The sequence below is a fragment of the Streptococcus sp. 544 genome, assembly GCF_013277385.1.
In the GTDB taxonomy this organism is placed as follows: Bacteria; Bacillota; Bacilli; order Lactobacillales; family Streptococcaceae; genus Streptococcus; species Streptococcus mitis_BA.
Genome location: NZ_VMMU01000006.1, coordinates 216,969 through 241,233, shown reverse-complemented (window position 1 = coordinate 241,233; position 24,265 = coordinate 216,969). Strand labels below are relative to the sequence as shown.

Sequence of the window (24,265 nt, the reverse complement as noted above, 5' to 3'; positions counted from 1 at the left end):
TATTGTATAGTAGAATATAAATTGCGATTTTTAAAATGATATATAACTAGTTAACAATTCACAAATCAAATACATTTTCATTCTCTACTTAATACTATGCTTATTCATCTTTTGTTCAAAGATCGTCGTGATAATCTGACGTAGTTCTTCTCGTTCTTTTTCTGGGATTTCACCACTTGTTTGAGCTGTAGCGTAAAGCTCAGGGTGTTCGATTGAAATGCGTTTAATAGTACGTGTCGTCGCATGTTTTCTGACGAAAAACGGGATTCGCTTAATCAAGTCTTGTGGGACAAGCGCAAGAATCTTCTCAGCAGTTTCCTTGTCACTAATCTTAGACGTCGTCAGCCCATTCTTTATCATTTCCTGTTCTTTTTCTGTAAAATCTTTTAATTCCATCTGATTAGTCCTCCTATTTTCTCTAAGTTAAATTATATACCAATCTGGATAAAACTACAAATGGACTGTTTGGAAATAGGTGAAATACTGTAAAGAAGATTCTGTTCTTTAATTATAAATCTTCCTCCTCAGTCACTTCCCATACTTCTGATTGATAGCCATTCCCATCAATATCGTATCTTTGGATATAACCAATAAATGTTTCATTTTTTCGTGGTTTCTGGCTATTAACGATTGAAATAACCCACCAACTCATCAAAAATAGAAATAAAAGTTCTAGGATTACTGTCATATCATACCACCATTAAAGTTTAACCCACTTATCATTATCCATGATAAAAGGCTTAGCCAGTCCCTCGCCTGTATAGTCCGCATACTTGGTGCCTAAATACTTGTAACAATCTTCCTTGCTGGCAAATTTAATCGCTTGGTAGGGCTCTTCGAAAGTCAATTTCTCTACAAATAAGAAACCGTCATCAGCAGGTACTAAGACGCCAACGTGTCCAATAAACAGATACTCGCCATCCAGATTATCGTGCAAAACTACAGACAGCATTCGAGCTTTGTCGTTGAATTGAAATTGGGAGAAGAATGTTTCCATCTTTTCAGCGTGAACCTTGACATCTGTAGTTGCCTCAGTTGGAACTCTCGAAAATAGAATATCAAACTCTTCCTTATCTTGTGAATCAAAGACCTTTCCCTTATCAATCGCATCATTATCTAGGGAAAGCAATTGGTCATTCTTTTCAAGCTTTGGAATGGTGACTGAATTTTTCAAAAGACAATAACTATTGATACGGCAGTTGGTCCCAACGAAATCGCCCTTCTTTTGATTCCAAAGATGGCTAATTTTCTCAAGATCGTATTCGGTGTGAGTAAAGGAAGTGAAATCTCCTGATAAACCAGTTGAGCCAACAATGGTATTATAATCATTTACAAGATTAAAAAAGGCATCAACACTATTTGGATCCAAGTGAGCTGATAAGACAGATTTGACCTCTTCTGTACTTACCTGGGTGTTTAGGTTGGTGTATGAAGCTTTCCATGGCACTTTCGTTGAACTACTTTGCCTTTGACTCGTCCCATTCGAAATTGTAGCATCTTGTTGACAAGCTGCCAAGCCTAAAAACAAGGCTGAACAGAGTCCTAATGTGGCTAATTTTCTTGATTTCTTCATCTTTTCTCCTAAATGTCTTGGATTAAAGTTTCTTTAACTACTGCTTTACAAATATTGATTACTTTCTCATTTAGTGTGTTCATCGTCTTTCCCTCTGATTTGTTTTTTTGTTATTTCCTTAAGCTTGATTTAATTATAGTAGGCGTTTCGTGCTCTGTCAACAAATTTTTTACGAAAACACAACAAAGTTTTCATTTTCGTGGATTTCGTGTTATGCTTTACTTATAAAAATAGAAAGCGATTTCATTTGTGGATAAAGAAGAGATTGCGATTGTTACAGTCTAAAAATAAAACAATATAGACTAGTAAATGGTTGGACTCAATAAAAATTGGGTACTAAGATAGGTATAAGTAAAAACACCATTGGAAATTATGAAAAAAGGGTTAGGACTACTAAGAAAAATACTATATTTGACTTAGCTAAAGTATTCAGTAGCTTGATTGATGCCTCTTTCCTCCAGTTCAAAAGGATTCTCCTAGCGATATCCAATCTATCTACGACCAACGGACACCATCCAGACAAGGTAAAATCCTGACCTATGCCGAGAGGCAACTGTATGAGCAGAAAAACGAAGATAAACGAAGTATCGTAAAAATCATCAGACTGGACGACTACAGACAGACTACTTACTCTCGTTTTAGGTAGTTTATCTCTGCAGGTAGCCGCTTGATGCAGGACGACGATTTAGATATGGAATTCCCATTCTATGAGGATGAAATCCCAGACGACTAAGACGCAATCGCTTATGTCGTCAGCAGGGCCATGGAGCCAAAGATAAGAAACGGCGACTACCTATTTATCAAGAATCCCCCACAGATTGACTATAATACCATCGGCATCTTCCAAGTAGACGGCGCTAACTATGTCAAGAAACTCCGCCAAGGCTACCTCAAAAAAACTCAATCCCGACATCCACCTAAACGAAAGCAACCATATTCGTACCATCGGAAAAATTGCCAGGCTGTATAGGGAGAATTAAAAAAGGGGGAGAATGGCGATATAAAACAAACAGATTTTAAAGGATTCGAAAAACTTTGAAAAAGTTCATTCTACATTTCAAAAAAAGAATAAGTGACCTAAAGCAGATTAGATTTTGTTAAACACTAGTGATATGTCAATTTAGAGAAAGGGATTTAAGATCACTTTGCAAAAGGCAAATACTAAACTAGCGAAACCGATAAATCAGCCCCTTAGTTCCCATATTTTCAGGCACACACTCCTTAGTACACTAACTGAGAAGAATGCTATAATGGTTAGAGTGGAACACAAAGACGCTAAAACAATAAATAACATCTACACTCACGTAAGTAAAAGAATGGAGCAAGCTGCTTTGGAGGTTTTAAATACCATATCATTAAATCGAAAATATATCAGATCGAATCTAGACAAGTAGATTCCGATTGCTAAAATATTTGTAGAAATTCATTTGAATTTCCTAAGCACTTTGTGCATATCTTATTTCATACTCAATGAAAANNGAAGTCAGCTCAAAACACTGCTTTGAGGTTGCAGATAAAACTGACGAAGTCAGTAACCATATATACGGTAAGGCGACGCTGACGTGGTTTGAAGAGATTTTCGAAGAGTATCAATCCATTATGAAAGTTTTGCCTCTTTCTTACCCTCTATACAAAAAAAGCCTATCACACAAGCTCTAAAGCTGGATATGATAGGTTTTTATATTTTTCTTAACGTACTGTGCGGATACGCATTGTGTTTGTGCGAACAGCTTCTCCTACTGGTACACCAGCAACGATAACGATATCATCGCCTGACTCAACGAGACCTGCTTCTACCGCTTTACGTTCAGCGATTTCGAACATATCGTCAGTTGATGATGGAGCATCTGTCAACATTGGGATAACACCCCAGTTCAACATCAAGCCACGTTCTGTCAATTCATCAAATGTCAATGCCAAGATGTCAGCATTTGGACGGTATTTAGAGATCAAACGTGCAGTGTGACCTGTCTTAGTAAGAGTTACAACCAATTTAATGTCCATTGAGTTAGTCGCATCTTTAACAGCAGAAGCCATTACTTCTGTCTTAGAGTTACGCTCAAATGAATCTGAATCCAAACGTCCGTATTCATTAAGAAGAGTTTGAGCGTTCTTGTCGATTGTAGCCATTGTAGTTACTGACTCGAGTGGGTATTTACCGTTTGCAGACTCACCTGATAGCATTGTAGCGTCAGTTCCGTCGATAACAGCGTTGAATACGTCTGATACTTCTGAACGAGTTGCACGTGGTTTTTCAGTCATTGTTTCAAGCATGTTTGTTGCAGTGATAACAACTTTACCTGCAGCATTGACTTTCTTGATAATCATTTTTTGGTAAACTGGAACCATTTCGAACGGTACTTCGATACCCATATCACCACGAGCAATCATGATACCATCAGCTGCTTCGATGATTTCATCCAAGTTATCGATACCTTGTTGGTTTTCGATTTTAGCGAACAATTGAACATGTCCGTTTCCAGTTTCTTCACAGATTGCACGAACTTCGTTCACGTCTTTTGCAGTACGTACGAATGAAATCGCGATGAAGTTGATACCTTGTTCAAGACCGAAACGGATATCGTCGTTATCGCGTTCAGCAAGAGCTGGGAAAGGAATTTTAGTGTTAGGGATGTTCACACCTTTTTGTTTAGCAATTACGCCATCATTTTCAACTTCAACTTCAAACTCACGAGTTGCGTCATCTTTAGCAACCACACGAAGACCAAGTTTACCATCGTCAACCAACACTTGACGACCAACTTCAACATCATCATAGATATCAAGAGCACCAGCAACGTTTAATGCAATCACTTCACGAGTTGATTTGATTCCTTGTTTAGTTGCAACACGGATTTTCTCACCAGTTTTGTATGAATACTCTTTAGCTTCACCTTCGAACAATTCTGTACGGATTTCAGGTCCTTTTGTATCAAGAAGGAAACCAACTTTTTTACCTGCAAGTTTTTCAGCAAGTTTAACAGTTGCCATACGCTCACCTTGTTCTTGGTGGTCACCGTGTGAGAAGTTGAAACGGAATGTGTTAGCACCAGCTTCAATCAATTTAGCAATGTTTTTAGCTGAAGCTTCAACATCAAGTTTTTCACCCCAGTATCCGTCATCACCGAATTTTTTACCACCACGGATTTCTACCGCAGGACCCAAAGTTGCAACGATTTTTACACGTTTGTTCATGATTTTTTGTGACTCCTTTATATATATGACCTTTTGGTCTTATTAACTAAATTATGAATTATGACAAGCAATTGTTCAATTGTGACAGGTCAAGATCAGCTTTGTGTGGATTATTTACAATAATCTTACCGTCTGCTGCCAAACTAAATAATGCTCCTTCTTCTGCAGTACCAAGAATTGGGTTTTCAACCATTTTTTCGTTACGAATACCTACCGCAACACCACCGATACCCTTTTTAAGAAGTTTAACGGCATGGGCACCCATACGTGACGCCAATACACGGTCACGCGCAGTTGGAGAACCACCACGTTGAATATGTCCAAGTTCTGTCACACGAAGATCGGTCGTATCTCCAGCTTCTTTTAGTTTTTGAGCAAATTCATCTGCTGACATCACACCCTCTGCCAAAACAATGATATTGTGTCTTTTACCACATTCATAGCCCGCTTTGATGCTTGCTACGATATCTTCAATCTTAAAGTCTTCTTCAGGGATGATGATTTCATCAGCACCAGTTGCGATACCCGCCCAAAGAGCGATATCACCAGCGTTACGCCCCATAACTTCGATGACAAAAGTACGACGGTGACTTAATGATGTATCACGAATCTTATCGATAGCGTCCATAGCAGTAGTAACCGCTGTGTCAAAACCGATTGTGAAGTCAGTACCAACGATATCGTTATCAATTGTACCTGGAAGACCGATAGCTGGGAAACCATGCTCAGTCAAACGCATAGCACCGTGGTAAGATCCGTCACCACCGATAACAACTACACCTTCAATGCCGTGTTTTTTCAATTGCTCAATCCCTTTAAGTTGCCCTTCAAGTTGAGCGAACTCTGGGTAACGAGCTGAGTGAAGGAAAGTACCACCACGAGAAATGATGTTTCCTACTGAAGCCGCATTTAAGGGATGAATTTCACCGGCAACCATACCAGCATATCCGTCATAGATACCAAACACTTCCATTCCTTCTGAAATTGCTTGACGAACAACTGCACGGATAGCAGCGTTCATACCAGGGGCGTCTCCACCACTAGTCAAAACAGCAATACGTTTCATATTGGTTTATGCTCCTTTTTCTTTTAACATTCTTCTTGATTATACCACATTTGATTTTAAAATTCTTCTATTTTCCGTATTTTTAGCGATAAATCGTTTTCATAACGATTTCATTCAATTTCGCTTCTAATTCATTGGATTTAGCTACAAAATGATGAGGGGAAACGATTGTTTTCTGTTCTTCTTCATACCTGATAATGACTGGGATTGGGCCCTTATACTGGTCTAAAATACGTGAAATTTCTTGATCCGAATCATGATTCTTCACCTGTATCCAAAAGCGTTCAGCAACTGCTTCTCTTATTTCTTGTGCAATCATTTGCAGACGGCCATCACGTGACTGGATTTTTCCTTTTATATAGTAGAAGGCTCCCTCTTTTATTTCCTGCCCAATCTGACGATATAAGTCTGAAAAGAGAGTAACATCCAATTTTTTTTTACTATCATCTACCTGTAAGAAAGCCATGTTTTCGCCCTTTTTGGTACGAATTACTTTTATTTTCTGAACTTCAACCAAAATAATAGCGTAGCTATTTTCTGACAAATTCCCAATTGGAGTAATCGGGTAAATAGCCTTATTTGCAATAGCTTGTAGGGGATGTTTGCTGACACCTATCCCTAAAAGCTCTTGTTCCATATAGAATTTTTCTTGTTCCGTCCAATCTTCCGATTCCTGCCAACTATAAATAGTATCTCCAAACAAACTTCCTAACTCTTTTACAAATTCAAATAGATTAACTAAATTATTGAATACTTTTTGACGATTTTTTTCAAATAAATCGAAAAGACCAACTTTTACCAAAGGTTCTAGCAGAGGAAGTTTCAGATAATTTTCAGGTAATTTAGCTATAAAATCTTCAATGTTAGAATAGGGTCTGTTTTCAAGAATCCATAGAGCCAGATCATTGCTGACTCCCTTAATCGATTTCAATCCTAGATAGATAGCCTTGTTGTCAATTTTATCGTGATAGGGAATGGTGTTGATGGACAGAGGCACCACTTCAAAGCCTGCTTCAAGTGCATCTATTAAGTAATCACTGTTGGCAGAATTCAACATGACCTGATAAAAAATGGCTGGGTAATGCGTTTTGAAATAAGCCAACTGGAAGGCCAAGGCTGAGTAGGCATAGGCATGTGACCTGTTAAAACCATAACCTGCAAACTTCTCCATGACATCAAAGACCTGCTCTGCCTTTTCCACAGTATGACCAGCATCTAATGAACCTTGAATAAAGGAAGCTCTCATCTCATGCATGGCAGAAGCATCCTTTTTCCCCATAGCTCGACGCAAAATATCGGCCTTCCCAAGACTAAATCCAGCAAATCGCTGGGCAACCTGCATAACCTGCTCCTGATAGAGCATAATGCCATAAGTTGGAGCCAAAATATCCTCCAGAGCTGGATCTAGAACAGTCACTTCTTCCTGCCCATGCTTTCTTGCCACAAAATTATTGATATAGTCACTAGCACCCGGTCGATTTAGAGAAGTAGTCGCGACGACATCTTCAAAACAGACAGGCTGAACACGTTTTAGCAGGCGAATAGCACCAGGTTGCTCAAATTGAAAAATACCTTTTGTATTGCCAGAAGCAAAAAGAGCTAACGTTTCTTTGTCTTCCAAATCAATTTCTTCTATTTTTAGATGAATACCTTCTGTTTCAGCAAGCAACTCTTGCATCTTCTGGACAAAGGTCAAATTTCGTAATCCCAGAAAGTCCATTTTCAAAAGTCCGCTAGCCTCAACTCCATGAGCATCATACTGAGTCAGTGGAATTTCATCACCGTGCTTTAGGGGGATGTAGTTGGTCAAATCTTGGTCACTAATTACAACACCAGCCGCATGGACAGAGGTTTGTCTTGGATAACCCTCTATCTTGCAAGCAATCTCAAAGGCTTTTTGGTATTCTAACTTACTATTAATTTGCTGACGAAACTGGAGGTTACCCTCATAAGCCGACTTGAGATTGTCACGAAAACTGATTTTCTTGGTAATTGCAGATAATTCATACTCTGGCACACCAAAACGTTTCAAGACATCTCGAAGAGCTTGCTTGGCCCCAAAGGTTGAAAAAGTAACGATTTGAGCCGCATGTTTACTACCATATTTATTGCCAACATACCTGATAAAATCTGGACGATAAATATCTGGGATATCAATATCAATATCAGGCATGGTATAGCGTTCACGATTAAGAAAGCGTTCAAAAATCAGATTTTTCTCTACTGGGTCAATCCCTGTGATGTCTAAGGCATAGGAAACCAAGCTACCTACTGCAGAACCCCGTCCCATTCCCATATAATAGCCATTCGAACGTCCAAAACGCAACAAATCCCAGACAACCAAGAAATAATCATCAAAGCCCATATCATGAATAACAGCCAATTCTTGGTTTAGACGTTCTTGATATTCTTTACTAGTCAACCCCTTCTGAACAAGCCCCAGTTCAGCACGCTCTCTCAACTCCTCTACTGCTGGTCTAGCTGGGTTAAAACGAGGCAGTTTCAGACTCGTATCCAAGTCGTAAGAAATGCCTGAAATCAGCTTTTCTAAATTGTCCAAGGCTTGCGGAAAACGTTCTAGGAATAATTTCTCTAAAGAACTTGCTGATATAAAGACATCTTGTCGTGAACGCAAGGGAACTTCTCTAAGTGGTAGATTTTCTTTAATCGCTGTTAAGACTTGCAAAACTTCTCTATCCCTACTTTCAAAAGCGTTGACCCGATAAAGGGGCAAAATAGGATGATGAAATTCGCTTGTCAGTGTTTCTGGATAAACTCCAATATAGTAATCACAGCCTAGTTCTAACGACTCCAGTCCATCAAAATAAGGCATAATGACCGCAATATCCTCCAGATACTGGGACAGGACTGACCAACTTTTCTCACCCTGCATCTTTGCTGTTGAAAGCTTCATCAACTGCTGATAGCCCACACTAGATAGAGCTAAAAAGCGCAAATTCACTTCCTGAGCATCCACAAATACAGTCATTTCAAGCCCTAGTAAAGGATGAATACCGTATTTTTTTGTAATCTCTAGAAAGTCGAAAGCACCGTAAAGATTATCAATATCCATCATGGCCAGATGAGTGTAGCCGTATTCTTTAGCTGCTCTCACATACTTGTCAATTGAAATGACGCTCTCCATAAAACTATAGACTGTTTTTGTATCTAGTTGTGCGATCAATTTACAATTCTCCTCTATCCTTCTCACTATATTATACCATTTTCAAAAAGAGAAAGAAAAGAACCTGAGATATGAAATCTCAAGTTCTTTGACTATTTGAATGAAAAACTGTATCTAAAGAGATTCGAAATTATTTTTCATCTTCTTTTTTCTTACGAGCTACCAATCCAAATCCACCCAAGGCTCCTAGAAGTCCAAATGTTGCTAAATCAGCATGATTTTTTGTACCAGTATTTGGAAGTTCATTTTGACCATTCATATACTGTGGTGTAGCAGGCTCTGCTGGTTGTTCTGGTGTCACTAGAGCTACTGGTTGTTCAGGAGTCTCAGGTGACACTGGAACAGGATTTGGTGCAGGATTAGGCTCTGGCTGAGGTGCTGGAGCTGGTTGTGGAATCGGAGTTGGAGTTGGACCTGGGTAAGGTCTTGGTTCCGGTTGTGATGCTGGTTTTGGTTTTGGCTCCGGTTTTGGTTCTGGCTTGAGTTTTGTATATTCCACAATCACTGTCACATCTTTTGTTGTTGGTGTAATTTGTACCGCATCCACTTTTGCTTTATTTGGAGCATTATAGTTTTTAACACTTGGAGATTCTACTGCATCCCAGCTTACTTCACTCCATTTTCCTTCAGTTATTGCTCCTGTAACTTTGTTTCTCACATTTGTTCGTGTGATGGTTGCTGTTTGTTTAACAGTTCTTGCAACTTCTTTTGTCTTATCCGCTGCATCTACATACTTGATAGTACGTGTAACTGTGTTACTTTCAACTATATTTTCTGTTCCTTGCGTATACTCAATTACTTCTGTCACATTTTCTGTTGTTGGTGTAATCTCTACTGCTTCCACTTTTGCTTTATTTGGTGCGTTATAGTTCTCAATTAATGGTGATTTCACCTCTATCCACGTTTGTTCTTTAACTACCCAAGCCTGATTTTCATCAGTCGTATCTACTATACCATCATTATTTGTATCATAACCTAGTATACTATTTGTAAGTGGATCCAATAACTTAGTTCTAGTTACAATTGCTTCTTGTGTAACAGCAGGCGCTTCTTGAATCAACTGTTGTGTATCTTGATCTTTATACTGAATTTTACGAATTACTTTCCTGTCTTCTGTCTTAGCTATATTTTCTAATACTTGTACAGTACGGACTATTGGAACTGCATATGCTCCTTGATTCGTAGTTATTTCAGTTGGTAACTTTCCATCAATTCCTTTAGTATCTAAAGCAGCATACGTATAAAAAATCTTCAATTCTTTATTTAAGTACTCTGGCTTGTTTAATGAAGCTTTTAAATCATCTAAACTTAAATTACGTTCTTTTATCACACCATTTTCAGTAATCATGGCACGAACATGTGTCTTATCCACACCAATTTTATCACCAGAACTTGTCATTCCTTTATCTTCTAATTCAAACGAATTACTTCCTAATTTATTAACAAATTCTGTATCTAGTATTGTCTTTCTAAGTTTAACAGCTGTTGATAAATCTCCAAAGCTCTTAAAGTAAGGACGAGTAGTTTCAATTTGGAATACTGATTTAGCTGGAGAAAATAATTGTTCTTTATTTGCACTATTATACATATAGTATTCAACATTCGTTACATGTGAAGATTCATCTAAACGTGTTTTCTCATCAGATAAATAATTATTATAATTAGAAATATTATTAGTAGTAATTGTCGCTGGATCTAAGTCTGACATACGATAAAGTCCTGTCAACTGAATTTGACCACCTACTCCTAAATTAATTCCAGTTGCTTGTTTTTCATAATTCTCAAGATTAGAATTAATATCATTCATAAAATGTGTAATCAAACGATTTCTCAAATCTTGGAAAGTATAACTACTCCAAAAAGATTTTACCGTTCCACCATTATTGACTTTTTCAAATATTTTTTGACTACCAACAACAGACTTTCCTCCTAAAAATCCCTCTCCAAGATTATCGAATCCAGCCTCTGTAATCCCTAATTTTGTAGTAGTATTAATATAAAATTCATCCGAACTTGTTTTTTCTATATTAGATTTTTCATTCATTTGTTTCCCAGAAGCAGATGTTGCCGTGAGATGAGCACGAGCTCCAGTTAAATAAGATCCATACCGATCTGGACTTCCACCTCTCATTGTTAACCATACATCATTTCTTTCTGTATTATAACGTGTTGGTATTACAAAATTATTTTTATTAGCAGGATCTAAAATATACTGGTCAACTGTACTATCTTCCCCATAACCTAAAAGATTATTCATCACTTCTAAGTCAGATACTGAACCTCTTGTCCAACCACTTCCCCAGTTTTTATCAACTTTTTTCCAAATATTTGGTTGTTCCCCAACTGCTAATCTTGAAAAAAGATTTGGAACTTTTACAGCATGTTTTTGTCCATTTTTTTGATAATAAATAATCTCATAAGGTAGTTCAAAGGTTGTCTGTTGTCCAGTTTTCTCAGTTGCATTTGCAGCATTCCCTCTTTTATCGGTTACTTTATGATGATAGGAATAACGATCTTCAGGAGAATACCCAAATTTCTTCCAAAATTCTAATACCGTAGTATCCTCTGAAAGATCATCTCCATAAGTATTCTTTAATCGTGTAAATTGATTGGCATTAACAATGTCTTTAACTTTTTTAGTTAAAGTTTCTCCCAAATTTATAGATGGATCGTTATAATAGTTTTTACCCGTTACTAAATAATGAGGAGTCGATTGAGTAACCGGTAATTCTTCACTAGCAATACTTGTTGGAGTTTCCTCGTCAGTTACAGAACGTTTTTTTCTTACTAGTTGCTTATTATCTTCTTCCAATTTATTTTTTGGTAATTGTGTTCCTTCTTCTCGAACTTCTTGTGTAGAGGATTCTCCTATATTTTTATGACTATTCTCTTGTAACTTTAACTCTTTATGATTTTGTTGTTCCAAAGCTGTTGATAAGTTATTTTCTTCTTTTACATTAGAATTTTCATTTGAAATCTTGCTTGCACTCTCAGAAGTAGAATTTTCTGCACTAGTTGTTATTTTAACTTCATCCGCTACTACAGGTGTTTCTATTCTACCAATACAGAACTGCCCTATCACAACAGAAACAATTCCTACACTCAACTTACGAATTGAATGCCTTTTCATTTTTTCTAACCTCATATTATCTCCTCCAATTCAGTACTTAGTAAAACATTAAATCAAAAGATTATCTGTTCACGTGTCTTTTTGCTTTATACATAGTTATCGCTTTCTATTTTTATTTTTGTAATCAATTGCATACAATTATACAGTATATATTATACTCCTCTCCTCCCTTAAAAGTCAATGAAATCAGCTTCTATTACTCATTTTTTTAAGCTTACGTAACTTCTCAAACATCTCACACTTAATTCCACCATAAAAATCCGTTTTAGACTAATTTCCACTTTGGTCAGGCAAGTGGAAGTTACTTTGAGAAGTTACCAGAAAAATTTCATCAGCGTACTAATTTACTTTTTATTCATTTGTGTTTTTGTCATTATTTTTTATATTTATACTATATTATATATAAAATAGAAAACATACAATATAAATCTCCTAGAATTTTTATATTATACCTATTATATCTATTGTTACACTGTTCTCTATGTTGAATTTAGTACTTTATTCATTTTTATTGGATTATTTCCTTTTGCAGTTAACAATTCCCTTTCTGCTTTTTTTTTGATATAATAACCTTAACTATCATTCTATATGGAGGTTCTATGCGTTTTAATCAATATAGTTATATCACTTTTCCAAAAGAAAATATCTTATCTGAACTAAAAAAATATGGCTTTGATTTACAAAACACAGCCAATCCCAAGGAATTACTGGAAACTTTTTTACGTCGCTTATTTTTCACTTATGAGAACACCGACTATCCACTCTCCTGCTTAGCTATAGATAAAGAAACTAACATATTAACTTTTTTCAAATCTGACAAAGACTTGACAGCAGATATTTTTTATACTGTCGCCTTTCAACTTTTAGGCTTTTCTTATTTGGTTGACTTCGAAGATAGTGAAGCGTTTCGTAAGGAGACTGGATTTCCTATTGTATACGGTGACATGATTGAAAATCTCTATCAGTTACTCAATACTCGCACCAAAAAGGGGAATACCCTGATTGATCAGCTGGTAAGCGACGGTCTTATCCCTGAGGATAATGGCTATCACTACTTTAACGGCAAGAGTTTGGCTACTTTTTCTAGCCATGATGTCATTCGTGAAGTCGTTTACGTTGAGTCTCGTGTCGATACTGACCAAAAAGGCTTACCAGATCTAGTCAAGGTCAGCATTATTCGTCCTCGTTATGATGGACAAATCCCTGCTATCATGACAGCCAGCCCTTATCATCAGGGAACAAATGACAAGGCAAGCGATAAGGCTCTCTACAAGATGGAGGCCGAGCTTGAGGTTAAACCTGCTCATAAGATTGAACTAGAGGAACCTCAACTCAATCTCGTCCAACCTCAAGGCCAAGCTGAGCTTGTGTCAGAAGCTGAGGAAAAGCTAAGTCACATCAACTCTAGCTATACACTCAACGACTACTTCCTTCCACGAGGTTTTGCCAATCTCTATGTGTCAGGTGTTGGTACCAAAGACTCTACTGGTTTCATGACTAATGGCGACTACCAACAAATTGAGGCTTATAAAAATGTCATCGACTGGCTTAATGGTCGTTGTCGTGCCTTCACTGACCATACACGTCAGCGTCAAGTCAAAGCTAACTGGTCAAATGGAAAAGTTGCCACAACTGGACTTTCCTATCTTGGAACCATGTCCAATGGGCTTGCGACTACAGGTGTCGATGGTTTAGAGGTTATCATTGCTGAGGCTGGCATTTCTTCATGGTACAACTACTACCGTGAAAACGGTCTGGTGACTAGCCCAGGTGGTTATCCAGGTGAGGACTTTGACTCCCTTGCTGAACTAACCTACTCTCGTAATCTCTTGGCTGGCGACTATATCCGTGGCAATGAAGCTCACCAAGCTGACTTAGAAAAAGTAAAAGAGCAACTGGATCGCAAGACCGGCGACTATAACCAGTTTTGGCATGATCGCAACTACCTGCTCAATGCCCATAAGGTAAAATCAGAGGTTGTCTTTACCCACGGTTCACAGGATTGGAATGTCAAACCACTTCATGTTTACCAGATGTTCCATGCCCTTCCTGCTCACATAAACAAGCATCTCTTTTTCCACAATGGCGCCCATGTGTACATGAACAACTGGCAGTCCATTGACTTCCGTGAATCCATGAATGCCTTATTAACCAAGAAATTATTGGGACAAGATACAGATTTTCAACTTCCGACCGTTATCTGGCAGGACAATACTGCTCCTCAGACTTGGTTATCTCTTGATAACTTTGGTGAGCAAGAAAACTTTGAAACCTTCTCACTCGGTCAAGAAGAACAGGTCATTCAAAACCAGTACTCAGATAAGGATTTTGAACGTTATGGTAAGACCTACCAGACCTTCAATACGGAACTCTATCAAGGGAAAACAAATCAAATTACTATTGACCTTCCTGCGACTAAGGATCTTCACTTGAACGGTCGTGCCCAACTTAATCTTCGTATCAAATCCAGTACAAATAAGGGGCTCTTATCTGCCCAACTGCTAGAATTTGGACAGAAGAAATACCTACAACCTTATCCAGCTATTATCAGTGCTAAAACCATTGATAATGGACGCTACCACATGTTGGAAAATCTCTGTGAATTACCATTTAGACCAAATGCACAACGAGTCATGACAAAAGGTTACCTTAATTTACAAAATAGAAATGATTTACTGTTAGTAGAGGATGTTACTGCAGATGAATGGATGGATGTGCAATTTGAACTGCAACCTACTATTTATAAGCTAAAAGAAGGAGATACTCTTCGTTTAGTCCTCTATACGACTGACTTTGAAATCACCATCCGTGACAATACCGACTACCACCTGACTGTCGACCTCTCTCAGTCCACGCTTACCATACCTTGCTAAAAGGAGTTACATTATTATGAATAAATCAGAACACCGCCACCAACTCATACGCGCTCTTGTCGCAAAAAACAAGATTCATACACAGGCTGAATTGCAGTCCCTTCTTGCTGAGAACGACATTCAAGTGACCCAGGCAACCCTCTCACGCGACATCAAAAATATGAACCTATCAAAAGATAACGCTTATTATGTTCTTAATAATGGTTCCATCTCAAAATGGGAAAAACGTTTGGAAAACTATATGGAAGATGCCCTCATCATGTTGCGACCTATTCAGCACCAAGTCCTACTCAAAACTCTTCCTGGTCTAGCACAATCGTTCGCTACAATTATTGATGCTCTTGATTTCCAATATATTATCGCAACCCTTTGTGGCGATGATGTCTGTCTCATCATCTGCGAAGATGCAGAAGCTGCTCAAAAGTGCTTTGAAGAACTGAAAAAATTCGCCCCACCATTTTTCTTTGAAGAATAATAAATGACTACAACTAACAATTATGCTTTAAAAAAAACTGGTAGAAAGTCTTTAACATCAGAAAACGCATAGTATCAAGTGTTGAAAACCCTTGATACTATGCGTTTTGCTTTATCCTAGGAAGATTTATACTCTTCGAAAATCTCTTCAATCTCCGTCAACATCGCCTTGCCGTGGGTATGGTTACTGACTTCGTCAGTTTCATCTACAACCTCAAAACAGTGTTTTGAGCAGCCTGCAGCTAGTTTCCTAGTTTGATCTTTGATTTTCATTGAGTATTAATAGACTTGTTTGGTATTTTGAAAACTATATCGTATAGGTGTCGTCATGGATCCTTTTAGCTGATTTAAGGATACGAAAGCACAATACTATGACTCAATTGAAATGTTAAAATTCAATTTCTGACCACCTAATCCTGCTTCAAATAGTTATCGAACAAGTTTTATGATAGCTACCTTGTTAGGATGCTCTTATTTTTTATCAGACAAAACAAAAGGATTAAGGAAGTGAATTTCCTTAATCCAATAGTCTCTTAAGCCTGACGTTGTCCGAAATCTGCAATCATCTGCTCCATTTCTTGTCGACTCGGAGTTGTCAGCATATAAAGGTAATCTCCTTGAAGTTCCGCAAAGGCCTCTGGCATGATTTTTTTAACCTTGAACTGCTGACTGTATTTGGCAAGCAAGTCCTCTTCTGAATAGACATAGTGAGCATTTGCACGACGTGATGTAGCCAAACAATACTGAGGTTCAAACTCTGACGCTGGGAACTCTTCTCCTGCGACTATAGCTGCGTAGCCACGATAGAGGTCCAAGGAATGAGCAAAATTATAAACATCGATAGTGAAACCACCTGCAGGACGGTTATTGTACTCGATGGCAATGTAATCATCCCCTTCACGGAAGAACTCAATATGGAAGAACCGTTCTTTCATACCAAATTCCTTGACAATTGCCTCACCATATTTACGTAATTTGGGATCCATATCCTTGAGCACGTAATAAGAATTGTCCATCTTATAAATCATGAGATCAAGCGGTGTATAGGCGTAGTCAAATGTTGTTGAGAAGACAATCTTTCCATCCTTGTCCACGAGCCCGTCAAAGGTACAGATTTCACTAGAAGTAACAAATTTTTCAAAGAAATAAACGGTCGAATGGTCCCATTCTTGCTTGAAGTGATTGATATCGTCTTCTGTTTCAAGCTTAAAGGTCGCGGCTGCTCCCACTCCATTGTCAGGTTTGGCAATCATTGGAAGGCCGATTTCGTTCACTGCTTTATCAACATCTGCTTCCGTCTTGATAACAGCTCCAGGGACCACGGGGACACCTGCTTTTTTGAAAAGTTTCTTCATTTCAGACTTAAATTTCGTCTTTTTGAGATCCTCTGGTTTGGCACCAAAAACATTGAATTGCTCACGAAGACTTGCATCTAACTCAAGCCAGTATTCATTATGAGACTCAATGCGATCAATTGGACCATGTTTATAGAAAAGGAAAGCAACTGCTCTCTTGACTTCATCTATATTTTCAAGATTATCTACACGGAAATACTCGGTCAGGCTATTGCGCAAGGACTCATCCAATTGCTCGTAAGGCTCCTGACCAATTCCCAAGACCGTGATGCCTTTATTGGCTAGCTCAATTGTAAACTGTTGAAAATTTTGTGGATAGTAGGGAGAAATAACAAGGTAATTCATAGGTAACTCCTTTTATAAATAGAGATTTCCAAGGAAATAAGGCATTTGTCTGCGCCACCATTCCCAGTCGTGGGCGACATCGTGTCCCCATTCAGCAAACCAGGCTGGAATTTGTTTCTGGTCAAAGGCTTCTTTGAGCTTGTAGAAAGATGGTAGACCGTCTTGTTCCCAAGCACCAAGACCCGTACACAGCACAATCTCTGCCTGACGATAACGGTCAATAAACCAGCCGTCGTTCTGGTTCCAGATATAATCTACTGGCGAGTTTTGGTAAATAGCATCGTCATTGTAGTAATCGCCGACAAAGAAACGTGCGTCGTAAACGCCACTGAGAGCTATCACCTTGGTAAAGACATCTGGATGCTGAAGGAAGAAATTGAGTGCATGGTAGGCGCCCATTGAGCAACCTGTCGTCATCATTCCATCAAACCAACCCGTCTTGTGCTTAATAAAAGGAATGGCCTCCTCAATCACATAGCGCTCATAGGCGCGATGCATCTCCGCTTGGTCGTGACCGTTTTTCCAAGTGGCCAACCAGCTCTCACTGTCTACACTGGATAGGGTAAAGAACTGAACACGGCCTTCCTCGATAAAGGAGGCACAGGCATCAATCATGCCAAAATCATAGTATTCGTTGTGACTACCACCTGATGAAGCAAAGACCACAACTGGAATCCCAGCATGTCCATAACGGTTGAGGTACATTTCACGGTTGAGATGGCCACTCCAGTGGCTAAGATGTTCAATATGCATATTTTCTCCTTTCTTACTTTACCAGTTTTCTGCAAAAAAACTCAGACAGTCTGGTAAATTCTCCGACCAAGGGATTTCACTATGGATGGCACCAGACTGAACTTTTAAGACAAGATTGCCCAAGTGTACCCCACCTGCTATCAAATCATGGTAATAGCGAAGAGACGAATCGATATATGCTTGTTTGATATTACCAGCCATCAGGGTCTTGTCCGTATCATCTGCTTCTTCAGTTCCAACATAGATAAAGATACGCTGGTCAGGCGATAGTTTCTTGCGTTCAATATAGCGATTAAAGGCTTCTTGATGGAGCCAGTTAGCAGATGAAAAGACCCCGAGACATCCAATTTGATCTTGGTATTCCAAACCGATAAACTGGGTAATATTACCGCCTAGTGAGGAGCCAATCATAGCCGTATGCTGGCGGTCAGCTTTGGTACGGTAGGTCTCATCGATAAAAGGTTTGACCACCTCCATGACAAACTCGGCATACTCCACACCATTACCGCCAAACTGCTGCCCCGGAATAGGAGATTCTTGGAACTTCCAAGCCGCATACTCATTCATCCGCCCCATACCATCATTGTCAATGGCGACGACAATCATGCGACTGATATCAGGATTACGCTTAATAGCTGGGATAATCTTCCATGAATGGCCAATGAAAGACTCCTTGCTATAAAAAACATTTTGCCCGTCATGAAAGTAAACAACAGGATAGGAACGATCCGTGTCTTTCTCATAATCTTTAGGCAGAAGAACACGTACACGGCGTTCCTTACCTGTATAAGGAACCTTGAGTTTGTGTTCTTTCATTTTTAAATAAAAGTAGGATTGATTCATTATCAGAAAACTCTCTATATTCAAAATTTTATTTTATTATATCACAATTATAGAAAAAAAGTCAGTTTTTCTTCCGTTTTTGGGATTAAAAACTAACTTTTTCATTTATTTTTCTAAATTCTTTTGGATTTTCTGATTAGAGCAAATTATCAATCAAGTCATCGACTTCATCTTTTTCAGCTTGAGGTGTAATCTCAGTAATCATGATTCCAGCCACTGCTCGCTCAACCAAACCTTCAACATCCATACGTTTTTCATACTGTTCTGCATTTTTAATCTTAGGATTGGTCTTAGGACGGTCAGGTGCAAAAATGGTACAACAGTCTTCAAAAGGCTGGATAGAAATTTCAAAGGTGTCAATTTCCTGAGCAATGTCAATGATTTCCAACTTATCCATTGTCACAACTGGACGGATGATGGGAGTGTTGGTAACTGCATTGATAGCCTGCATGCTCTCCAAGGTTTGGCTGGCTACTTGACCTAGGCTTTCCCCATTGATGATAACTAAACCATTTCGTACCTCACGAATACGATCTGTAATACGCATCATAAAACGTCGTGTCAAGGTCATGAGGTAGGCTTCTGGCGCTTTAGCCTTGATTTCCTCTTGAATCTCTGTAAAAGGAACCTCGATAAACTGGATATTTCCACCAAACTTGGTCAATTTTCGAGTCAAATCTTGGGCTTTTTTTAGGGCACCAGGACTAGTGTAAGGTGGGCTGGCAAAATGAACAGCTTCAATATCCACTCCACGCTTAAGAGCAAGATAACCTGCTACAGGTGAGTCAATCCCTCCTGACAACATGAGCATCCCTTTACCTGAAGTTCCAACTGGCAAACCACCAGCCCCACGAATAGTTTCATAAGAAAGATAGGCTGCTTCTTCACGGATTTCCACCTGAAGATTGATGTCAGGACTTTTCATTCGAGCTTGCACATTTGGAATGGCTTCGAAAACAGCTCCTCCAAGTGTTTGATTGAGTTGACGACTATCCAACTCAAAGTTGTGGTCGCTACGCTTGCTAGAAATTTTAAAGGTCATACCATCCTTGTAGATGTCCTGCATAATCTCTTGGACAGCAGACTTCAGAACTTCTACAGATTTTTCAACCTTATAAACAGGGGAAAAGTTTTGAATTCCAAAAACTTGTTTGAGCGATTCTGCTACTGCTGTGTAATCTGCTCCATTGAGGTAAGCGTGGGCACGGTCGCGATCTGCTGTTACCTTAACTTGGGGATAGATAGACAAAACGTCTGAAATATTATTACGAAGTTTATTGATGAAACGCATACGGTTTTTACCCTTGGTTGACAGCTCACCGTAGCGAATCATAATTTCTGAGTACTGCATAAATGCTCCTATCTTACTTTTCTAGTTTGATTATAAATTAATTTTAGCTTGGTCAAAAACTGCTCGACCTGACTCATATCATTTTCAAGGTCTAGGCTTAGACGCACAGCTGACTGGGCCTTATCTTTATCCACTCCCATAGCAATCAAGGTACCTGCAGGTTTCCCTGCCTTGGACGAACAAGCAGAGGTCGTTGAGATGAAAATATCATAGTCTTCAAAAGCGTGAACGATGACTTCACCACGAACACCCTTGATTCCAAAAGTCAGGATATGAGGGGCAAAGTCTTCCTCATCTGAAAAGACAAAAATATCCGGATAGTCCAGAAGTGCTTGACGAATCACTGCCTTCATCTGTCCAGTCTTGCTTGTAAAGAAATCTAGCTTCTCCATAGACAAACGAAGGGCCTTGGCTGTCGCTGCAATTCCTGCCACATTTTCAGTTGTCGAACGATAATCACGCTCCTGACCACCACCTGTTAAAAGAGGCGTAATCTTCTTGCCAGACTTGATATAGACAAAACCAACACCACGAACCCCGTGGAACTTGTGACTAGAGAAAGTCGCAAAATCCACTCGTTCTGTCAGATACTTTTCAGTCGGAATCTTGGCAAGCGCCTGAACCGCATCAACGTGGAAGGAAATAGTCGGCTTGTCTGCTAACAGTTCTGAAATAGCTTGAATAGGTTGAATCGAGCCAATTTCATTGTTCACAGCCATGATAGAAACAAGGGTCGTATCAGGTCGTATCAAATCTGCCAGCGCCTCAACATCCACAAATCCTTTCTCATCTACCGGAGCAAAATCCACTTCAAATTCTTGACTTTTCAACCAAAGAGCTGATTCCTTGACTGCCGGATGTTCAATGGCTGATACAATGATGTGCTTTCCAAACTGAGCCTTTTCAAAGGCCACACCCTTGATGACCCAGTTATCTCCTTCTGTCCCACCAGAAGTAAAGAAGATTTCATCGCTTTTCTTACCGATTAAATCTGCAATCTGTTGCCGAGAAGCATCTAAGATTCGTGTTGCCTGGTCTCCCAAACGATGGAGACTAGATGGATTTCCTAAAATTTTTGAAGCGACCTGCATATAGGTTTCAAGTGCTTCAGGATAGGGCTTGGTCGTCGCCGAATTATCAAAGTAAATCATGTTTTCTCACGCTTTCTAAAATAACTCCTTCTATTGTATCATGAAACGGAGCCTGCGACAAGAAAGGGCAATTCCTCTTTTTTTAAGATTTTTTTAAAGAAATGCGGTATAATAAATTTTAATTAAAGGAGAGAATGCATGTCTAATTATCGTAGAACTTCAAAACCAAAAACAGAACACATCAAAAAAGGCTTTACAGTCTTTCAAAAAATCGTTGCGACTATCGCTAGTATCCTTGGCTTAATTACCGCAAGTATCACTATCATGAACGCCTTGGATAATAACAAAAATACTAAAAAAGAACCTACGACAACCCAGACGACAACCATTGTCAAAGAAATTCAAAAAGAATCCCCTAAGGAAAACACTAGTCCCAATAAAGAAACTAACACCACTCAAGAAAAAACACAGCAAGAGGAAACACCAAAAGCCAGCGTCAAGGAAGAGAAAAAAGAAGAGCAGAAAACATCAACTCAGGATTCTTCTGCTCCTGCTCCAAGTAAACCTGCTACTGAAAATGAAAAACAGTCCAATAATACACCAACTTCGGAAAATAAAACTAATCAATAATCACTAAAATAGCTTCCCTCCAAACTTGGAAAGAAGCTATTTTTTATTGTTGCAATACTTTTCTTGGTTTGGTACCTTCAGCTGGACCGATGACACCTGCCATCTCAAGCTCTTCCATGAGGCGGGTCGCACGGTTAAATCCAACTGATAAACGACGCTGAATCATAGATGCGCTAGCTTTCTGGGTTTCGATCACCAAAGCCTTGGCTTCTTCAAAGAGCGGATCACCACCAGATTCACCATCTGAAAATTCTCCTTCATTTTCAGAAACCTCACCGGGATCAAAACTCTCATCGTAGTCCGCATCTGCTTGAACCTTAATGAAGTTTACGATGCGCTCGACATCATCATCCGAGATAAAGGAGCCTTGGAGACGAACTGGATGATTTTCATCAATTGGTTTAAAAAGCATATCTCCACGTCCAAGCAGTTTTTCCGCTCCATTTTCATCCAAGATGGTGCGCGAGTCTGTACCTGATGATACCGCAAAAGCCACTCGAGATGGGACATTAGCCTTGATCAGACCAGAGATGACATCAACTGATGGACGCTGGGTTGCAAGAATCATGTGGATACCTGCAGCCCGCGCCTTCTGCCCAAGACGAATGATGGCATCTTCCACTTCCTTGCTGGCAACCATCATGAGGTCAGCCAACTCATCCACAATCACGACAATGAGCGGTAGCGGAATTTGCTTGTACTCAGACTGGACATTGAACTCTTCTACCTTGGCATTAAAACCTGCAATATTCCGAACTCCCACCTTGGCAAAGAGTTCATAACGATTTTCCATTTCATCCACGACCTTTTGCAAAGCCTTGCTGGCCTTACGTGGATTGGTCACGACTGGAATCAAGAGGTGGGGAATATCATTGTAAACAGACAACTCAACCATCTTGGGATCGACCATCATAAATTTAACTTGGTCAGGTCTCGCCTTCATGAGGATGCTAGCGATAATGCCGTTAACAGCTACTGACTTCCCTGAACCCGTTGAACCTGCAACTAGCAAGTGGGGCATTTTAGAAAGGTCAAAAGCTCTTGCAGTGCCATTAACCGCCTTTCCTAGAGGAATTTCCAAGAGATTTTCTGCTTTCGTTTGAGATTGTTCCCATAGTTCGCGGAAAGAAACTGTCGCAATTTCAGAGTTGGGTACTTCGATTCCGACTAGAGATTTCCCTGGGATAGGTGCTTCGATTCGGACATCCTTGGCCGCCAAGGCTAGAGCGAGGTCATCTGCTAGATTGGAAATGCGGTTGACCCGTACTCCAACTGCTGGCTTGACTTCATACTTGGTCACTGATGGCCCAATTTCAGCCCGTTCAACTGTTACCTTGATACCAAAGCTAGCAAAGGTTTCTTCTAGGATTTTGATATTTTCCCGGACGATTTTCTTCTCTTTAGACTGATCCTTGGGTTTATCTGGGGCAAAGAGTTGTAAGCTTGGAAGTTTGTATTCGAGGGCTTCCTTGGCTGAAAAATCGACCTGAACATCTTCGTCATCAGAGCCATCTTCCTGCTCAGGGAATTCAAGTTCGGCTTGAGGCAGGATGATTTCTGGTTCCACCCAGTCTTCTTCTGGAACAGGAGGAACGTCAAGCACAACATCTGCTGTCAGAATTTCACCCGTTTCCATATCAATAGGAGGCAAATCGAGTAAGGCCTTTTCGGTCTCTTCTTGTTCTAATCTAGCCTCTTCCTCAGCCTTTTGGCGAGCTTTTTCTTCTTGTTTGACAAAGCGTTCCTCTTTTCGACGCTCATGTCCTTCCCACCATTTAGCAAAGCCTCTACTGAAAAATTCAGCAATATCGTAAACAGACCAAGGACTGACTAGGAGGGCACCCACTAAAATCAAGATAGAACCAATAAAGTAAGTGCCGATATTTGAAAAGAGAAAGGAGGTTGGAATATAAAGAGCGACACCAATCAAGCCCCCTCCAGCAAAACTGGTCGTTCGAAAACCAGTTAAATCCGTCACAACCTGCGCCATGGTTCCTTTTAGGACCGACTTGTCCAAACCATATTTCCAAACTAAATAGGTTTCAAAAATCAAGAGCAAACCTGCAAATATTGTAAAAAATCCTGATAAGAGTCCTTCCTGTTTTCGTATCCACTTGAAAAAGAAGAGGTGGAGCAGGATACCAAATATTGCCAGATAAGCTAAGCTACCCACCAGCAAGCGAATTAAATTGTAAAGAGTGATACCTGCAGCCCCTAATTTGAAGGCTGCGAAAATCAATAAAAGTGCGATTCCCAACGAAATCAACATTCGTTGAATCGCTTCTTTTCTTTCGACTTCTGCTTTAGACGGTCTCCGTCTTGTTTTACTTGTATTCTTGTTTGCCATTCTTCTATTATACCATATTTCACAGGCATTTCGGAAAGAGAAAAAGACTGCACCA

17 protein-coding genes are annotated in these 24,265 nt (G+C 39.4%); 4 read left to right on the top strand and 13 right to left on the bottom strand.

Annotated features, from left to right (window positions below):
- Positions 1-84: 84 nt before the first annotated feature.
- The 3 genes from HT728_RS03860 to HT728_RS03850 all read right to left on the bottom strand — a co-directional run bounded on the left by HT728_RS03860 (position 85) and on the right by HT728_RS03850 (position 1,573).
- The gene (locus tag HT728_RS03860; RefSeq protein ID WP_112443570.1) at positions 85-396 is read right to left on the bottom strand and encodes a hypothetical protein; all 312 of its coding nucleotides are present in this window, start codon (positions 394-396) and stop codon (positions 85-87) included.
- A 112-nt stretch (positions 397-508) separates the two neighbouring features.
- Positions 509-688 carry a hypothetical protein gene (locus tag HT728_RS03855; protein ID WP_112443569.1) on the bottom strand — a complete coding sequence of 60 codons (180 nt, stop codon included), beginning with the start codon at positions 686-688 and terminating at the stop codon, positions 509-511.
- Positions 689-700: 12 nt separating this feature from the next.
- On the bottom strand, positions 701-1,573 hold the full coding sequence (locus tag HT728_RS03850) for a DUF4300 family protein (RefSeq protein WP_112443568.1): 873 nt from the start codon (positions 1,571-1,573) through the stop codon (positions 701-703).
- A 763-nt stretch (positions 1,574-2,336) separates the two neighbouring features.
- Between HT728_RS03850 and HT728_RS03845 the strand changes: the two genes are divergently transcribed.
- Positions 2,337-2,543 carry a S24 family peptidase gene (locus HT728_RS03845; RefSeq protein ID WP_173212270.1) on the top strand — a complete coding sequence of 69 codons (207 nt, stop codon included), beginning with the start codon at positions 2,337-2,339 and terminating at the stop codon, positions 2,541-2,543.
- A gap of 719 nt (positions 2,544-3,262) precedes the next feature.
- On the opposite strand, the gene pyk is transcribed toward HT728_RS03845, so the two are convergent.
- The 4 genes from pyk to HT728_RS03825 form a co-directional block, all read right to left on the bottom strand.
- Positions 3,263-4,768: a pyruvate kinase gene (pyk, locus tag HT728_RS03840; RefSeq protein WP_050224194.1), complete on the bottom strand. Its 1,506-nt coding sequence runs from the start codon at positions 4,766-4,768 to the stop codon at positions 3,263-3,265.
- Positions 4,769-4,826: 58 nt separating this feature from the next.
- Entirely contained in the window at positions 4,827-5,834 is a 1,008-nt protein-coding gene (pfkA, locus tag HT728_RS03835) for a 6-phosphofructokinase (RefSeq protein ID WP_000820871.1), read from the bottom strand.
- An 82-nt stretch (positions 5,835-5,916) separates the two neighbouring features.
- Positions 5,917-9,018, bottom strand: coding sequence for a DNA polymerase III subunit alpha (locus HT728_RS03830; protein ID WP_173233869.1), 3,102 nt, complete (start codon positions 9,016-9,018; stop codon positions 5,917-5,919).
- A 130-nt stretch (positions 9,019-9,148) separates the two neighbouring features.
- Positions 9,149-12,163, bottom strand: coding sequence for an LPXTG cell wall anchor domain-containing protein (locus HT728_RS03825; protein ID WP_173233867.1), 3,015 nt, complete (start codon positions 12,161-12,163; stop codon positions 9,149-9,151).
- 584 nt (positions 12,164-12,747) lie between these two features.
- Here HT728_RS03825 and HT728_RS03820 point away from each other — a divergent pair.
- Positions 12,748-15,021, top strand: a complete 2,274-nt coding sequence (locus HT728_RS03820; RefSeq protein WP_173233865.1) for a Xaa-Pro dipeptidyl-peptidase — start codon at positions 12,748-12,750, stop codon at positions 15,019-15,021.
- 16 nt (positions 15,022-15,037) lie between these two features.
- The gene (locus tag HT728_RS03815) at positions 15,038-15,496 is read left to right on the top strand and encodes an arginine repressor (RefSeq protein WP_173233863.1); all 459 of its coding nucleotides are present in this window, start codon (positions 15,038-15,040) and stop codon (positions 15,494-15,496) included.
- A 532-nt stretch (positions 15,497-16,028) separates the two neighbouring features.
- Here the strand turns inward: HT728_RS03815 and HT728_RS03810 are convergent.
- The 5 genes from HT728_RS03810 to HT728_RS03790 all read right to left on the bottom strand — a co-directional run bounded on the left by HT728_RS03810 (position 16,029) and on the right by HT728_RS03790 (position 21,293).
- Positions 16,029-17,195, bottom strand: coding sequence for an ATP-grasp domain-containing protein (locus HT728_RS03810; protein ID WP_173233861.1), 1,167 nt, complete (start codon positions 17,193-17,195; stop codon positions 16,029-16,031).
- Between the two features lie 12 nt (positions 17,196-17,207).
- A complete protein-coding gene (locus HT728_RS03805) occupies positions 17,208-17,948 on the bottom strand; it encodes an esterase family protein (RefSeq protein WP_173233859.1) in 741 nt (246 codons plus the stop codon).
- An 18-nt stretch (positions 17,949-17,966) separates the two neighbouring features.
- Positions 17,967-18,791 carry an alpha/beta hydrolase gene (locus HT728_RS03800; protein WP_173233857.1) on the bottom strand — a complete coding sequence of 275 codons (825 nt, stop codon included), beginning with the start codon at positions 18,789-18,791 and terminating at the stop codon, positions 17,967-17,969.
- Positions 18,792-18,927: 136 nt separating this feature from the next.
- On the bottom strand, positions 18,928-20,142 hold the full coding sequence (thiI, locus tag HT728_RS03795) for a tRNA uracil 4-sulfurtransferase ThiI (RefSeq protein ID WP_173233855.1): 1,215 nt from the start codon (positions 20,140-20,142) through the stop codon (positions 18,928-18,930).
- A gap of 8 nt (positions 20,143-20,150) precedes the next feature.
- Complete coding sequence (locus HT728_RS03790; protein ID WP_173233853.1) at positions 20,151-21,293, bottom strand: cysteine desulfurase family protein; 1,143 nt, start codon at positions 21,291-21,293, stop codon at positions 20,151-20,153.
- A 138-nt stretch (positions 21,294-21,431) separates the two neighbouring features.
- On the opposite strand from HT728_RS03790, the gene HT728_RS03785 reads away from it, so the two are divergent.
- Positions 21,432-21,863: a DUF6556 family protein gene (locus HT728_RS03785; protein WP_173233851.1), complete on the top strand. Its 432-nt coding sequence runs from the start codon at positions 21,432-21,434 to the stop codon at positions 21,861-21,863.
- 43 nt (positions 21,864-21,906) lie between these two features.
- Here HT728_RS03785 and HT728_RS03780 read toward each other — a convergent pair whose 3' ends face one another.
- Complete coding sequence (locus tag HT728_RS03780; protein WP_345890028.1) at positions 21,907-24,210, bottom strand: DNA translocase FtsK; 2,304 nt, start codon at positions 24,208-24,210, stop codon at positions 21,907-21,909.
- Between the last annotated feature and the right edge of the window lie 55 nt (positions 24,211-24,265).